The organism is Tardiphaga sp. 866_E4_N1_4, from assembly GCF_052076075.1.
GTDB classification, from domain to species: Bacteria; Pseudomonadota; Alphaproteobacteria; order Rhizobiales; family Xanthobacteraceae; genus Tardiphaga; species Tardiphaga robiniae.
The window spans coordinates 4,377,189-4,391,738 of record NZ_CP197242.1 but is presented as its reverse complement, the minus strand read 5'-3'; the positions used below and the strand labels follow the sequence as shown (position 1 = coordinate 4,391,738).

The 14,550-nt window shown below is 63.9% G+C and carries 11 protein-coding genes; 5 read left to right on the top strand and 6 right to left on the bottom strand.

The window, feature by feature from the left end:
* The first annotated feature begins 55 nt into the window (after positions 1-55).
* From AB8B20_RS21275 to trxA, 5 genes are all read left to right on the top strand, one after another.
* Positions 56-373 (top strand): PilZ domain-containing protein, encoded by a 318-nt coding sequence (locus AB8B20_RS21275; RefSeq protein ID WP_068734110.1) that lies wholly within the window; start codon positions 56-58, stop codon positions 371-373.
* 159 nt (positions 374-532) lie between these two features.
* Positions 533-1,255 carry a nucleotidyltransferase family protein gene (locus tag AB8B20_RS21270; RefSeq protein ID WP_089266886.1) on the top strand — a complete coding sequence of 241 codons (723 nt, stop codon included), beginning with the start codon at positions 533-535 and terminating at the stop codon, positions 1,253-1,255.
* A 68-nt stretch (positions 1,256-1,323) separates the two neighbouring features.
* Positions 1,324-4,518: a double-strand break repair protein AddB gene (addB, locus tag AB8B20_RS21265; RefSeq protein ID WP_439073718.1), complete on the top strand. Its 3,195-nt coding sequence runs from the start codon at positions 1,324-1,326 to the stop codon at positions 4,516-4,518.
* Positions 4,515-8,006, top strand: coding sequence for a double-strand break repair helicase AddA (gene addA, locus AB8B20_RS21260; protein WP_439073720.1), 3,492 nt, complete (start codon positions 4,515-4,517; stop codon positions 8,004-8,006). Before addB ends, addA begins: the two co-directional genes overlap by 4 nt.
* A 101-nt stretch (positions 8,007-8,107) precedes the next feature.
* The gene (trxA, locus tag AB8B20_RS21255) at positions 8,108-8,428 is read left to right on the top strand and encodes a thioredoxin (protein ID WP_068734104.1); all 321 of its coding nucleotides are present in this window, start codon (positions 8,108-8,110) and stop codon (positions 8,426-8,428) included.
* A gap of 242 nt (positions 8,429-8,670) precedes the next feature.
* Here the strand turns inward: trxA and AB8B20_RS21250 are convergent, their stop codons facing one another.
* From AB8B20_RS21250 to AB8B20_RS21225, 6 genes are all read right to left on the bottom strand, one after another.
* Positions 8,671-9,411 carry a metallophosphoesterase family protein gene (locus AB8B20_RS21250; protein WP_439074081.1) on the bottom strand — a complete coding sequence of 247 codons (741 nt, stop codon included), beginning with the start codon at positions 9,409-9,411 and terminating at the stop codon, positions 8,671-8,673.
* Positions 9,412-9,468: 57 nt separating this feature from the next.
* Positions 9,469-10,800 carry a bifunctional folylpolyglutamate synthase/dihydrofolate synthase gene (locus AB8B20_RS21245; RefSeq protein ID WP_439074082.1) on the bottom strand — a complete coding sequence of 444 codons (1,332 nt, stop codon included), beginning with the start codon at positions 10,798-10,800 and terminating at the stop codon, positions 9,469-9,471.
* Positions 10,797-11,726: an acetyl-CoA carboxylase, carboxyltransferase subunit beta gene (gene accD / locus AB8B20_RS21240; protein WP_439065473.1), complete on the bottom strand. Its 930-nt coding sequence runs from the start codon at positions 11,724-11,726 to the stop codon at positions 10,797-10,799. The genes AB8B20_RS21245 and accD overlap by 4 nt, the downstream gene beginning before the upstream one ends.
* Positions 11,727-11,831: 105 nt before the next feature.
* Entirely contained in the window at positions 11,832-12,668 is an 837-nt protein-coding gene (trpA, locus tag AB8B20_RS21235) for a tryptophan synthase subunit alpha (protein ID WP_089266406.1), read from the bottom strand.
* Entirely contained in the window at positions 12,665-13,882 is a 1,218-nt protein-coding gene (gene trpB / locus AB8B20_RS21230) for a tryptophan synthase subunit beta (protein ID WP_093757880.1), read from the bottom strand. The genes trpA and trpB overlap by 4 nt, the downstream gene beginning before the upstream one ends.
* Positions 13,882-14,538, bottom strand: a complete 657-nt coding sequence (locus AB8B20_RS21225; RefSeq protein WP_439074083.1) for a phosphoribosylanthranilate isomerase — start codon at positions 14,536-14,538, stop codon at positions 13,882-13,884. Before AB8B20_RS21225 ends, trpB begins: the two co-directional genes overlap by 1 nt.
* Positions 14,539-14,550: the final 12 nt, after the last annotated feature.

Sequence of the window (14,550 nt, the reverse complement as noted above, 5' to 3'; positions counted from 1 at the left end):
CCTGCGTTTGAGCCCTGCACGTGCGGGGCTTGGCGTACTGGACAAGGGACGTGTCATGACGGAGCGGCGTGCCGGAGATCGGGTCGTTTTCGAGCGCGGCTTTCCTGCGCACATGATGGGCATCGACGGCACCTGGCGTCGCTCCTGCATCATGGAAGATATTTCCGAGACCGGCGCCAAGCTCACCGTCGATGGTTCTGTCGAAGGATTGAACCTGAAGGAATTCTTCCTTTTGCTCTCATCAACCGGACTTGCCTATCGCCGCTGCGAACTCGGCTGGGTCAACGGCGACCAGATTGGTGTGAATTTTCTCAAACCCAACGACAAAAAGAAAAAGACGAAACGTTCCGAAACGCAGGAGGCAGAAACGTGACTGTGCAGGCGGGTGTAATTGTCGCATCCGCGTCATCTCGGCCCATTATGGCTCGATAGGTTCATGCATGCGACACGCCGCCGTGCTACCATCATTTCAGCTCAAAAATTCAAGAACGATTCCATCAAGGCCCATCATTCTACCAAGGCCAATGTCGCTATGTCCGTAAAACCCACCAAAGCAATGGTTCTCGCCGCCGGCCTCGGCCTGCGCATGCGACCGCTCACCGATAATCTGCCGAAGCCGCTGGTCCCTGTTGCAGGACAGCCGCTGCTGGATCACGTGCTCGACAAGCTCGCCGCTGCAGGCGTGACCGAAGCCGTCGTCAATGTGCATTACCTGCCCGACCAGATCATCGATCATGTCGCGACGCGCACCAAACCGAAGATCACGATTTCCGATGAGCGCGATCAGGTGCTCGGCACCGGCGGAGCCGTCGTCAAGGCGCTGCCGCTGCTGGGCTCCGAGCCGTTCTATCATCTCAATGCCGACACGATGTGGATCGACGGCGTGCAGCCGAATCTCGCGCGTCTTGCGGAGGCCTTCGATCCCGCACGTATGGACATCCTGCTGCTGATGGCGCCGACCGCCAACAGCATCGGCTACGCCGGATGCGGTGACTACGCGATGCTCACCGATGGTGCGCTGCGTCGCCGCAAGGAGAATCAGGTCGTGCCGTTCGTCTATGCCGGTGTCGCGATCCTGTCACCGGCGCTGTTCAAGGATGCGCCATCCGGTGAATTTTCGCTGACCAAGCTGTTCGACAAGGCCAATGAGCAGGAGCGCCTGTTCGGGCTGCGCATGGAAGGCGTCTGGATGCATGTCGGCACGCCCGACGCCGTCCGCGCCGCGGAAGATGCGTTCCTCGCCAGCGTCGCCTGAGTTTCCTACGACTCCCGTCGCCTTTCCAGCCATGCCATGATGCACCCTGATCACGAATCAGGGTGTTCATGCGCGTCTTCAACATTCCGTCCTCTGCGCCGTTCCTGCGCACGCTGATCACCGCGCTTGTCGACGGTGATCTCGTCGAGGGATTTTCCGCGCGCAAAGCGCCGGAAAGACTGGCTGAAGTCACCCTGTATCTGCCGACACGCCGCGCCGGACGCATGGCGCAGGAGATATTCCTCGACGTCCTCGGCACCGATGCCGTGCTGTTGCCGCGTATCGTTCCGCTCGGCGATGTCGACGAGGAAGAACTGGCCTTTGCGCAAGCGGCCTCGCCCGAGACGCTCGAAAGGCTGGACGCTCCTGCGGCACTCGACGGTTTGCAGCGTCGTCTGCTGCTGGCGCAACTGATCGCCGCCTGGGCCAAACAACTTACACCCAGCGATCCCACGCAGACGCCGCTGGTGGTCGGCGGCCCGGCCTCGACGCTAGCACTCGCCGACGACCTCGCGCGGCTGATGGACGACATGGCGACTCGCAAGGTCGACTGGAGCGCGCTGGACGGGCTGGTGCCTGATGCGCTCGATCAATACTGGCAGTTGACGCTAAGCTTCCTCAAGGTTGCCCGCGAATGGTGGCCAGCCGAACTAAAGGAACGGCAGCGCATCGAGCCTGCGGTGCGCCGTGACCTGCTGATCGATGCTGAAGCTTCGCGCTTGAAGGCACACAAAGGCGGTCCGATCATCGCCGCCGGCTCGACGGGCTCGATGCCGACCACCGCGAAATTCCTGCGCGAAGTCGCGCAGCTGCCGCAGGGTGCTGTCGTCCTCCCCGGCCTCGATACCGACCTCGACGACATCGCATGGAATCTCATCGGCGGCACCAAGGATGCACTCGGCCGGACCGAATCCTCGGCATCGAACCATCCGCAATTCGCGCTGCATGCGCTGCTGGAGCGCTTCGGCATCACGCGCCGCGATGTGACGAAGCTCGGCACGCCGTCGCCGCAGGGCCGCGAACTCTTGGCCTCGGAGGCGATGCGGCCATCCAATGCCACGGCGCAGTGGCATACGCGCCTCGCTCAGCCGGCCGTCGAACAGAAAATCGCGGCCGGCATGCAGAACCTTGCTGTGATCGCCGCCGCAAATTCGGAAATGGAAGCGCTGGCCATCGCGATCGCCATGCGCGAAGCCCATGAATTCAAGAAGTCCGCCGCGCTGGTGACGCCCGACCGCGCACTGGCGCGCCGGGTGATGGCCGCGCTGGGCCGCTGGAATCTCGTCTTCGACGATTCCGGCGGCGATGCGCTGACCGAGACCTCGGCCGGCATCTTCGCGCGCCTCGTCGCCGAGGCCGCAGCGGAGCAGCTCGAACCGGCGACATTGCTGGCGCTGCTGAAACATCCGCTGTTTCGTCTGGGCGCGGCGCCGAACGCCTGGAAAGACGCGATCGAGACGCTCGAACTCGCGCTGCTGCGCGGCACGCGGCCGACGCCCGGCACCGCCGGACTGGCGCAGGACTTCACGCGCTTCCGCGACGAGCTCGGAAAGCTCCGGCGCCGCGAAGCGTCGATGCTGCATGGCGCGGAGCCGCGCGCAAAACTCGACGACGACCGTCTTGACCGCGCGGAAGAACTGATCGCCGGATTGCGCACCGCGCTGGCGCCGCTGGAAGGCATCCACCCCATCAGGCCGATCGATTTCGCTGAAGTTGCCTTGCGGCATCGTGAGGCGATCAAGCTCTTGTCGCGCGACGACAGGGGCAACGATATCGCGCTTGTGGGGCGCGAAGGAACAGCGCTCACCAAGGCGTTCGACGATCTCGTCGTCATGGAGACTGTCGCGACCGAGAGCGGCGACGAGGAGCGGCTGCGCCCCAGCGGGCTGATGATGCAGCTCCGCGATTATCCCGATGTGTTTCAGACCGCCTTCGCTGACCGTATCGTGCGCCGGCCCGAAGTCGCCAATGCCAGCTTGCGCATCTACGGCCAGCTCGAAGCGCGGCTGACGCAATCGGACCGCGTGATCCTCGGCGGCCTCGTCGAAGGCATCTGGCCGCCCTCGCCGCGCATCGATCCCTGGCTGAGCCGCCCGATGCGGCATCAGCTCGGGCTCGATCTTCCGGAACGCCGTATCGGCCTCACCGCGCATGACTTCGTGCAATTGCTCGGCACCGAGGACGTCATCCTGAGCCACGCCGCGAAAGTCGGCGGCGCGCCGGCCGTCGCGTCGCGCTTTCTGCACCGGCTCGAAGCTGTTGCCGGCGAGAACCGCTGGGACGCCGCGCTGGCCGCGGGCGAGCACTATGTTCGCTATGCCGAAGAGCTCGATAGACCCGAGACCGTCACGCCGATTGCCCAGCCGGAGCCGCGCCCGCCACGCGCCGCACGTCCGCTCAGGCTGTCGGTCACCGCCATCGAGGACTGGCTGCGCGATCCCTATACGATCTATGCCAAATATATTCTGGGTCTGGCGCCGCTCGATCCCGTCGACATGCCGCTGTCTGCGGCCGACCGGGGATCGGCGATCCATGCGTCGCTCGGCGACTTCACCATGGAATACAGCAAGGCGCTGCCTGACGATCCCGCGCGTGAGCTGCGCAGGATCGGCGATCGACATTTTGCGCCCCTGATGGCGCGACCTGAGGCGCGCGCATTGTGGTGGCCGCGTTTCCTGCGCATCGCGTCCTGGTTTGGCGCCTGGGAGATCGACCGCCGCATCAATGTCGCCAGCATCGACGCGGAAGTGCGCGGCGAGATCAAGATCCCGCTCGATCACAGCCGCGTCTTCCATCTCTCGGCGCGTGCCGACCGTATCGAACATCGCAGCGACCGCACTTTCGCCCTGCTCGACTACAAGACCGGCCAACCGCCCACCGGCAAGCAGGTGCGCATGGGCTTGTCGCCGCAGCTCACGCTGGAAGCCGCGATCCTGCGCGAGGGCGGTTTTACCGGGATCGCCGCAGGATCGTCCGTCAGCGAACTGGTCTATGTCCGGCTCAGCGGCAACAACCCGCCCGGCGAAGAGCGGCTGCTCGAACTGAAGATCGAGCGCAAGGACGAGCCGCAACTGCCCGATGATGCCGCCATCGAAGCACGCGCCAAGCTGGAAGCGCTGATCCGCAGTTTCGAGGACGAAACCACCGCCTATACATCGCTGAGCCTGTCCATGTGGTCAAACCGCTATGGCAGCTATGACGATCTGGCGCGGATCAAGGAATGGTCCGCCAATGGCGGCACTGGCGGCGGAGGCGAGTCATGAGTGGCCCGCGCAACATCCCGCCCGCCGCGAGTGCCAAGCAGCAGCTCGCATCGGATCCCGCCTCGTCGGTATTCGTCTCGGCGAATGCCGGTTCCGGCAAGACCTATGTGCTGGTCAACCGCGTGATCCGGCTACTGCTCGACGGTGTGCCGCCCGAAAAGATCCTCTGCGTCACCTTCACCAAGGCCGCAGCGGCGAATATGGCGGAGCGCGTCTTCACGCGGCTCGGCCATTGGGTCACGCTGGATGACGCCGCGCTCGACGCGGAAATCAAAAATGCCGGCGTTCCCGCGTCGAACAGCAGATTGCGGTCGCGGGCGCGCGAATTGTTCGCCAGTGCACTGGAGACGCCGGGTGGTCTGAAAGTCCAGACCATCCACGCGCTGTGTACGCGACTGCTGCAGCAGTTTCCGTTCGAGGCCAATGTGCCGGCGCGATTCAGCGTGCTTGACGACCGCGACCAGAACGAAATGATGGAGCGCGCCAGTCTGCAGGTGCTGCTGCACGCGGCGGCGGCGCCTGACAGCGCCGAAGGCCGCGCACTGACCACCGCGATGACATCGGCGGCCGACGTGACGTTCCGCGACGTGGTGCGCGAGGCGAGTCTGTCCCGCGATCAGTTCCTGGCCTGGATCGAGCGCGCCGGCTCGACAGATGCCGCGATGGCGCAGCTGTCGGCAACCCTGGGCGTGACAGCCGGCGATACCAGAGACAGTGTCGAGCTGGAGATCATCGACGGGCCGCATCTGCCGCGGGAACGCTGGATTCCCGCCGCCGAAATCTTCAAGACCGGCAGCAAGACCGACAACGATCAGGCAGCGCGGCTGCGTGAGGCTTTGGCGTTGTCGGGCACCGAACAGGTCGAGAAATACCTCGAACTGTTCCTGACCAAAGATCACTCACTGCGGAAATCGCTAGCAACCAAGAAGATCGCCGACAGCCGGCCGGATCTGCTGGCGGCTTTGCAGCGCGAAGGCGACCGTGTCATCCCGCTGCTGGAACGCCGCCGCGCTGTCGCCATGCGCGAGCGCACCCAGTCGCTGCTGGTGATCGCCAGCCAGGTCGCGGAGAATTATCGCCGCGAGAAAAACGAACGCGGCCTTTTGGATTACGACGACCTGATCGCGCGCACGCTGGAGATGCTCGATCGGGTGTCGTCGAGCTGGGTGCATTTCAAGCTCGATCGCGGCGTCGATCACGTGCTGATCGACGAGGCGCAGGATACCTCGCCGCGGCAATGGGACATCATCACCCATCTGATCTCGGAATTCACCTCCGGCGAAGGTGCGCGCGACGGGCTCAAGCGCACGATCTTCGCCGTCGGCGACGAGAAGCAATCGATCTTCTCGTTCCAGGGCGCAGCACCGCGCGAATTCGATCTGCGGCGCAAGGCGCTCCAAAGCCGCTTCAAGGACGCCGGAATGAAATTCGATCCCATCGCGTTCAGCCATTCTTTCCGGTCGGGCTCAGCCATTCTGCGATCGGTCGACCACGTGTTTCGCGAGGAAGCGATCTTCCGCAGTATCCACGCCGTCGAGAACGGCTATCCGATTCATGAAACGCTGGACGATGCCGGTCCCAGCCTGATCGATTTGTGGGAGCTGGAGCAGCCTGACGACCGGCCAAGCATCGAAGGCTGGCAGGCGCCGTTCGACAAGCGCTCCGAGACCAGCCCTGAAGTGAAACTCGCCCGCCGCGTGCAGACCGAGATCAAAGACTTGATCGCGGCGAAGACGGAGACCGGGCCCATCGGCAAGCGTCGCGCGCTGCGCTATGGCGACATGCTGGTGCTGGTGCGCCGCCGCGGCAAGGCCTTCGACGCCATCATCCAGGCGCTGAAACATGCCGGCATTCCCGTCGCCGGCGCCGACCGGCTGAAGCTCACCGAACATATCGCCATCATCGACCTGATGAACCTGGCCGACGCGCTACTGCTGCCGCAGGACGACCTAGCATTGGCGACCGTATTGAAGAGCCCGCTATTCGGCCTCGATGACGATGACCTGTTCAAGCTGGCCTATGAGCGCACGGGATCGCTGCGCGACGCACTCGGCGAAAAGGCGGTGAGCGATCCCAAGCTCGGCGGCGCTTTCAAGCGGCTCATCGCTTGCGAGAAGCGCTTTGCCAGCGAGACGCCTTTTGCGTTCTATGCGTGGCTGCTCGGCGGTGATCACGGCCGCGCGCGCATCCTGCGTCGGCTCGGCCATGAGGCCAATGACGCGCTCGACGAATTTCTCGAACTCGCGCTGGGCTATGAGCGCAAGGCGCCGGCCTCGCTGCAGGGCTTCGTCGCCTGGCTGCGCGCCGCCGACACGGAAGTGAAGCGCGACATGGAGATCACCCGCGACGAAGTTCGCGTGATGACCGTGCATGGCGCCAAAGGCCTGGAAGCACCGGTCGTATTCCTGGTCGATACCACATCGTCGCCGGCGGATTCGCAGCGACTCAATTTGATCCATCTCCCGCAGGGCAACGCCGCACCGAACAGCCCGGGCGTCGTGGTCTGGGCCGGCAAGAAGGCGGACGATCCGCCAGCAGTCGCCGCGGCGCGCGCCGATATGATCCGCGATACCGAGGACGAATATCGCCGGCTGCTTTATGTGGCGATGACGCGCGCGGCCGATCGCCTGATCGTTGGCGGCTGCATGCCCGGCAACCGCAACGAGGTGCGGCCGCTGTCCTGGTACGACCTGATCCAGAAGGGCCTGGAGAATTCCGGGCTGCAGATGCAGAGCGTGCCGCCGCCGGACGGCCTGGTGAAACGCTATACACGGGTGGAAGACGTCGTACCCGTGCCGGGCACTGCAACGCCTGTCGCTACGGCAGCGCCGATCATGCTGCCGGCGTGGCTCCGCGACAAGGTCGGCGACCAGCCGCACCGCGAAAGCCTGCTGCGGCCATCGGATGCCGACGATGACGACGGGCGCGGCCAGCGTACCGGTGAATCCGAGCGGCTGCGCCAACTGGCCTTGCAGCGCGGCAACCTTGTGCACCGGCTGCTGCAATCGCTGCCCGACATCGCCGCCGAAAAGCGTCGCGAGACCGCGCTGAATTTCCTCGCTCGCAACGCCAATGACTGGACCGATCTCGACCGCGTGGCGCTGGCCACGCAGGTGCTGTCGCTGATTGGCGATCCGCGCCTCGCGGAACTGTTTGCCCCCGGCAGTCGCGCCGAGGTGGCGGTGGCCGGACGACTGACGCGGAAGGACGGGTCGCCCGTGCTGGTGTCGGGCCAGATCGACCGGCTGGTCCTGACCAAAACGGAGATCCGGATCGTCGATTACAAGACCAACCACAACCCGCCGCGCAGACTGATCGAGGCGCCCAAGGCCTATATCCGGCAGCTGGCGCTGTATCGCGGCGTGCTCGCCAAGTTATACCCAGACCGGCCGATCCGGGCCGCCCTGCTCTGGACGGAAACGCTTGAAATGATGGAGATTTCCGGTGCTGCGCTGGACGCGGAGCTGGCCGCCATCATCTCACTGTGACCAACCTTGACCCGGCAAGGGGGCGTTCATAGGTTGGATGCATCATTCCAGCGCGCGAATCTTCCAGCGCGCCCTTCATTGAACAGGACGAGGATACGACGATGGCCGTTGGCAAGGTGACAGACGCCGATTTCGAAGCAGAAGTGCTCAAGGCGACCGGGCCGGTCGTGATCGACTTCTGGGCCGAATGGTGCGGCCCGTGCCGCATGATCGCGCCGGCGCTCGACGAAATCTCCGCTGCCATGGGTGAAAAGGTCACCATCCTGAAGCTCAATGTCGACGAGAACCCGAAGACCGCCTCCAAGTATGGCGTGATGTCGATCCCGACGCTGATGATCTTCAAGGGCGGCGAAATGGCCTCACGTCAGGTCGGTGCGGCGCCGAAGGCGAAGCTGCAGCAGTGGATCAGCGCCGCGGTCTGATCGCGCTCTTTATTCGAGAATTTACGGCCGGTGATTTTCACCGGCCGTTTTTGTTTTGTGTACCTAACCTCGCCCCGCTTGCGGGGAGAAGTCGACTTTCACATGCGGAGCATGTGGAAGGCGGGTGAGGGGGAGCCAGTGTTTCACTCGCTGGCTCCCCCTCACCCGCCGCGGACTTCGTCCGCGCCACCCTCTCCCCGCAAGCGGGGCGAGGGAAGCGACGCCGACCGTTTTTCTTTACATCAGCGAATCCACCCGGTCGCCAGCGCGCTCGCCCATTCGGGTCGCTGGTTCTCCAACGCCAGTTCGGCCATCGCGGCGTGATCATACGGCACCTGACGGAACGTCACCTGCCATCGCTCGCCCGCCTTCTCGATAATTGCGTAGCAGGCATCCGGCGTGCCGACTTCCAGCGTGTGCGGATAGGGCGTGACGTCGCGATAGCCGGGGCCACCGACGCTGCCGGGATTGACGATCATGCGGCCGTCGCGAAGCCTGACGGCACGCGCGATGTGGGTGTGTGCGCAGAGAATCAGCGATTGCGTGATACCCCCCGCCTTCTCCTCGATGGCTTCGATCGGGGCCATATGCACGATGCCTTCGGGCGTCACCGCTTCCATCCAGTAGGTGTTGTCGTCATCGGGCGTCGCGTGAACGAGATAGACCTCACCCTGATAAATCGTGCTGAAGGGCAACGCGCGCAGCCACTCCATCTGCGCGGGCTCGAGCTGGCTGTGGGCCAGCCGATCGGACGGCCACATGTCGTCAAGCTTGTAGTCGGTGATGTAGCGATCATGATTGCCGCGGACATTAGTGGCATTGAGGCCCATCATGATGTCCACCGCACGGCGCGCATCGAGCGCACCGCTGGCCATATCACCAAGATTGACGATGTCGGTGATGCCTTGGGTACGGATATCGGCGACAACCGCCTCAAGGGCAAAGTGATTGCCGTGAACGTCGGCAATGGCAGCGAAGCGCATCGAACCTCCCTAAAATCAAGCAAAGATCAATCAGAGATCATTTGTATCGATGCGATTCTATGCAGGTAGCGTGCCGTTCTCGGCAAGCACATGGCCGGCCAGATAGAGCGAGCCTGCGATCAGGATCCGCGGCGGCACCTCATAGGCAAGCCTGGTGAGAGATTGCAGCGCATCGGCGACGCTCGGCGCCGTCTCGACGCGCATGCCGAGACTCCGCGCGGCGTCGGCCAACGCATCCGGCGCCATGACGCCGTCGCGGCCGGGGATTTTCACGGCGATGATATGGCGGGTCTGGCCGGCGAAATTCGCCAGAAAGCCCGTCGCATCCTTGTTGGCCATCATGCCGGCGATCACCACCAGCGGCCGCGGCACGCGCTCTTCGAGATCGCCGAGCGCCGCCGCAATGACGCGCCCGCCATCGGCATTGTGACCGCCGTCGAGCCAGACTTCGGAATCGGCGGGCGCCGCCGCGACAAGCTTGCCCGACGTCAGCCGCTGCATCCGCGCCGGCCATTCGGCGCGCGCCACACCGGTTTCATAGGCGGCAGGATCGATCTTGAAGATATCCAGCGCGCGCAGCGTCGCAATCGCCAGACCCGCATTGCCGAACTGATGGCGTCCGAACAGCCGCGGCGCGGCAATATCCATCAACCCGCGATCATCCTGATACACGAGGCGGCCGCGCTCGATATTGACGTGCCATTCCTGCCCGGCGCTCACGAGCGGCGCATGCATCTTGCGCGCCTGCAGCTCGATCACCTCGGTTGCTTCAGGCGCTTGCTCGGCGGTGATCACCGACACGCGGCGTTTGATGATGCCGGCTTTCTCGCTGGCGATTTTCGCAAGCGTATCGCCGAGAAAATCGGTGTGATCGATTGCGATGGGTGTCAGCACGCAGCCGGCGGGCGTTTCGATCACATTGGTCGCATCGAGGCGGCCACCGAGACCGACTTCGAGCAGTACGACATCGGCGGGATGCTTCGCGAACAGATCGAACGCGACGGCGGTCTCGGCCTCGAACAACGTGATCGGTGCGCCGGCATTGACTGTCTCGACATGGGCGAACGCGTCACGCAATGCGTCGTCACTCACCAAGGTGCTGGCAAGGCGAATGCTCTCATTCATGCGGACGAGATGCGGTGAGGTGTAGACGTGAACGCGCAGGCCTGCGGCCTCACAGATCGCCCGCAGATAGGCGATGGTCGAGCCCTTGCCGTTGGTGCCGGCAACATGGATCACCGGGGGCAGCTTGCGCTCGGGATTGCCGAGCTGCGCCATGAGCCGCTGCATGCGGTCCAGCGACAGATCGATGGCGTTCGGATGCAGCTTGGAGAGCCGCGCCAGAATCTCGCCGAGGTCGGGCGACGATGGCGGCGCGGAGGTGCTCACGCGTGAGCGGCCGGCACCGCGTCCGGAGCCACGAGGATCTCGGCCGGAATGCTCTCCGCGCGCGGCGGGCTCGCAATGGCCGGAGACTTCGTCAGCAGGCGACACAGGCGCGCCAGCGTCGGCTTCAGATCGTGGCGATGCACGACCATGTCGATCATGCCGTGGTCACGCAGATATTCAGCGCGCTGGAAACCTTCCGGCAGCTTTTCGCGAATGGTCTGTTCGATCACGCGCGCACCGGCAAAGCCGATCAGCGCGCCGGGCTCGGCGATCTGCACGTCGCCCAGCATGGCATAGGACGCGGTGACGCCGCCGGTGGTCGGGTTGGTCAGCACGACAATGTAAGGCAGCTTGGCCTCGCGCAGCATCTGTACGCCAACAGTCGTGCGCGGCAGCTGCATCAGCGACAGGATGCCCTCCTGCATGCGCGCGCCGCCAGAAGCGGCGAACACGATGAATGGCGATTTCTTCTCGACGGCGAGTTCAAGCCCCCGCACCAGCGCTTCACCTGCAGCCATGCCGAGCGAGCCGCCCATGAAATCGAAATCCTGTACGGCGACGACGACGCCGGAGCCTTCCATCTTGCCGTAACCGACCTTGACCGAGTCGTTCATGCCGGTCTTGGTGCGCGCATCCTTGATGCGGTCGACATATTTGCGCTCGTCGCGAAACTTCAGCGGATCCGCGATCACCTCGGGCAGCGCGACGTCGTACCAGGTCTCGTTGTCGAAGATCGACTTCATGCGGGCGGTGGCACCCATGCGCATGTGATAGTTCGAGCCGGGAATGACGAACTGATTGCTCTCAACGTCCTTGTAGAACACGAGCTGTCCGGTATCCGGGCACTTGATCCAAAGATTCTCGGGCGTCTCACGACGCAGGATGTTGCGGATTTTCGGCCGGACGACGTTGGTGAGCCAGTTCATATGTGTCTCCGCGTCGCTGAGATGATGCGTCGCTCTGATATCTATATGGCGGCCGGGACGGAGCCCGGCAACCGTTGTTCCCGGTTGATGGAGGCCAATTGTGGCTTATTCCGCAGCCTGTTTGGCCCCATGAACGCCCTGGGCGAGGGCTGCAGCCAGATCGGCGACCGCGCTGACGGTCCTGGCCGTGGCCTTGCCATCGGCGTCCAGCGAGCCTTTCAGCGCATCGATCAGCGCGGTGCCGACCACGGCGCCATTGGCATGCCGGGCGATGTCATGCGCGGCTTCCGGCGTCCGGATGCCAAAACCGACGCAGACCGGGAGCTTCGTATGACGCTTGATCCGCGCCACAGCCGTGCTCACGGCGGATGAATCCGCGCTGGCCGAGCCAGTGATGCCGGTGACCGAGACGTAATAGACGAAGCCCGAGGTGTTCGCGAGCACCGCCGGGAGGCGCTTGTCATCGGTGGTCGGCGTGGCCAGGCGGATGAAGTTCAATCCGGCTTTGATTGCCGGCAGGCAGAGCTCAGCGTCTTCTTCCGGCGGCAAATCGACGATGATCAGACCATCGACGCCGGCAGCCTTTGCGTCGGGCAGGAATTTATCGACGCCGTAGATATAGATCGGATTGTAGTAGCCCATCAGCACGATCGGCGTCTTGTTGTCGGAGCTGCGGAAGTCGCGCACGAGCTGCAGCGTCTTCTTCAGCGTCATGCCGGCCTGCAGCGCGCGCAGGCCCGCGGCCTGGATCGACGGGCCGTCAGCCATCGGATCGGTGAAGGGCATGCCGATCTCGATGATATCGGCGCCGGCCTTCGGCAGCGCCTTGACGATTTCCAGCGCAGTGGCGGGATCGGGATCGCCGGCCATCACGAAAGTCACGAAAGCCGCGCGGCCTTCGGCTTTGAGTTCGGCGAAACGGGTATCGATGCGGGTGGTCACGACTGCCTGCCCTTCAGGATATCGCCGACCTGCGGGACGTCTTTGTCGCCGCGGCCGGAGAGGTTGACGACCATCAGGTGATCCTTCGGCAGCGTTGGCGCGAGTTCGCTCACCTTCGCGAGGGCATGCGCCGGCTCCAGTGCCGGGATGATGCCTTCGAGTTTCGACAGCAGCTGAAATGCGGTGAGCGCTTCTTCATCCGTCGCCGACAGATACTTCACGCGGCCGATCGTATGCAGCCACGAATGTTCGGGGCCGATGCCAGGATAATCGAGGCCCGCGGAGATCGAATGGCCCTCCTGGATCTGGCCGTCTTCATCCATCAAGAGATAGGTACGGTTGCCATGCAGCACGCCGGGACGGCCGCCAGCAATCGATGCGGCGTGCAGGTTGGTGAGCCCGTGGCCCGCCGCTTCGACGCCGTAGATATCAACCGATGGATCGTCGAGAAACGGATGGAAGAGCCCCATCGCATTGGAGCCGCCGCCTATGCAGGCGATCAGCGAATCCGGCAGGCGACCTTCGATCTCCTGCATCTGCACACGAGTTTCCTCGCCGATGATCGACTGGAAGTCGCGCACCATCATCGGATAGGGATGCGGGCCGGCGACGGTGCCGATGCAATAGAACGTGTTATGCACATTGGTGACCCAGTCGCGTAGCGCCTCGTTCATCGCATCCTTCAGCGTGCGCGCACCAACCTGCACCGGCACCACCTTGGCGCCGAGCATTTCCATGCGGATCACATTGGGCTGCTGACGCGCGACGTCCACGGCACCCATATAGACGATGCATTCGAGACCGAAGCGGGCGCAGAGCGTCGCCGTCGCCACGCCATGCTGGCCGGCGCCGGTCTCGGCAATGATGCGCTTCTTGCCCATGCGGCGCGCAACCATGATCTGGCCGAGCACGTTGTTCACCTTGTGCGAGCCGGTGTGATTCAACTCCTCGCGCTTCAGATAGATTTTTGCGCCGCCGAGATGCTCGGTGAGACGTTCCGCGAAATAGAGCGGCGACGGGCGGCCGACATAGGCCTTGAGATAACCATCCATCTCCTTGCGGAAGGCGGGATCGGCCTTGGCGTCCTCATAGGCCTTCTGCAGGTCGAGGATCAGCGGCATCAGCGTCTCGGCGACGAAGCGGCCGCCGAAAATGCCGAAGTGACCGGTGTCGTCGGGACCGGACCGATAGGAATTGGGAATGGCTTGAGTCATCAGATCGTCAACTCTTCCGTTGCGCGCGCGGCGCGGATGAAAGCGCGGATCATGTCGGGATCCTTGATGCCCGGCGCGCTTTCCACGCCGGACGAAATATCGACACCGCCTGCCCGCGTGATGCGCAGGGCCTCGGCGACATTGGCGGCAGTGAGGCCGCCCGATACCATGAAGGGCAGCTTCAGATCGAGGCCTTCGAGCAGATGCCAGTCGAAGACCGCGCCGAGACCACCCGGACGCGTTGCATCCTTCGGCGGTTTGGCATCGAACAGGATGCGATCGCAGACCGCGGCATAGCCGGGCAATGCAGCGAGATCGGCCCGGGTCTCGACGGCGAGCGCTTTCATCACAGGAAGGCCGAACTTCTGTTTGATATCGCGTACCCGCGCCACACTCTCCTTGCCATGGAGCTGCAGGATATCGGGCTTCAAGGCATCGATACTGTTTTCAAGATCCGCGTCATCGGCATCGACCGACAGTGCGACCTTCACGGCACGGCCCTTCGCCTGCCTGCCCAAAGCCCGCGCAACGTCGAGCGTGACGTGACGCGGCGACGGCGGAAAGAACACGAAGCCGACCATATCCGCGCCGCCGACCAGAGCCGCATCGAGCGTCTCGGGAGTGGACAGGCCGCAAATTTTGACGATCAGAGACATGCTTCAAATGGC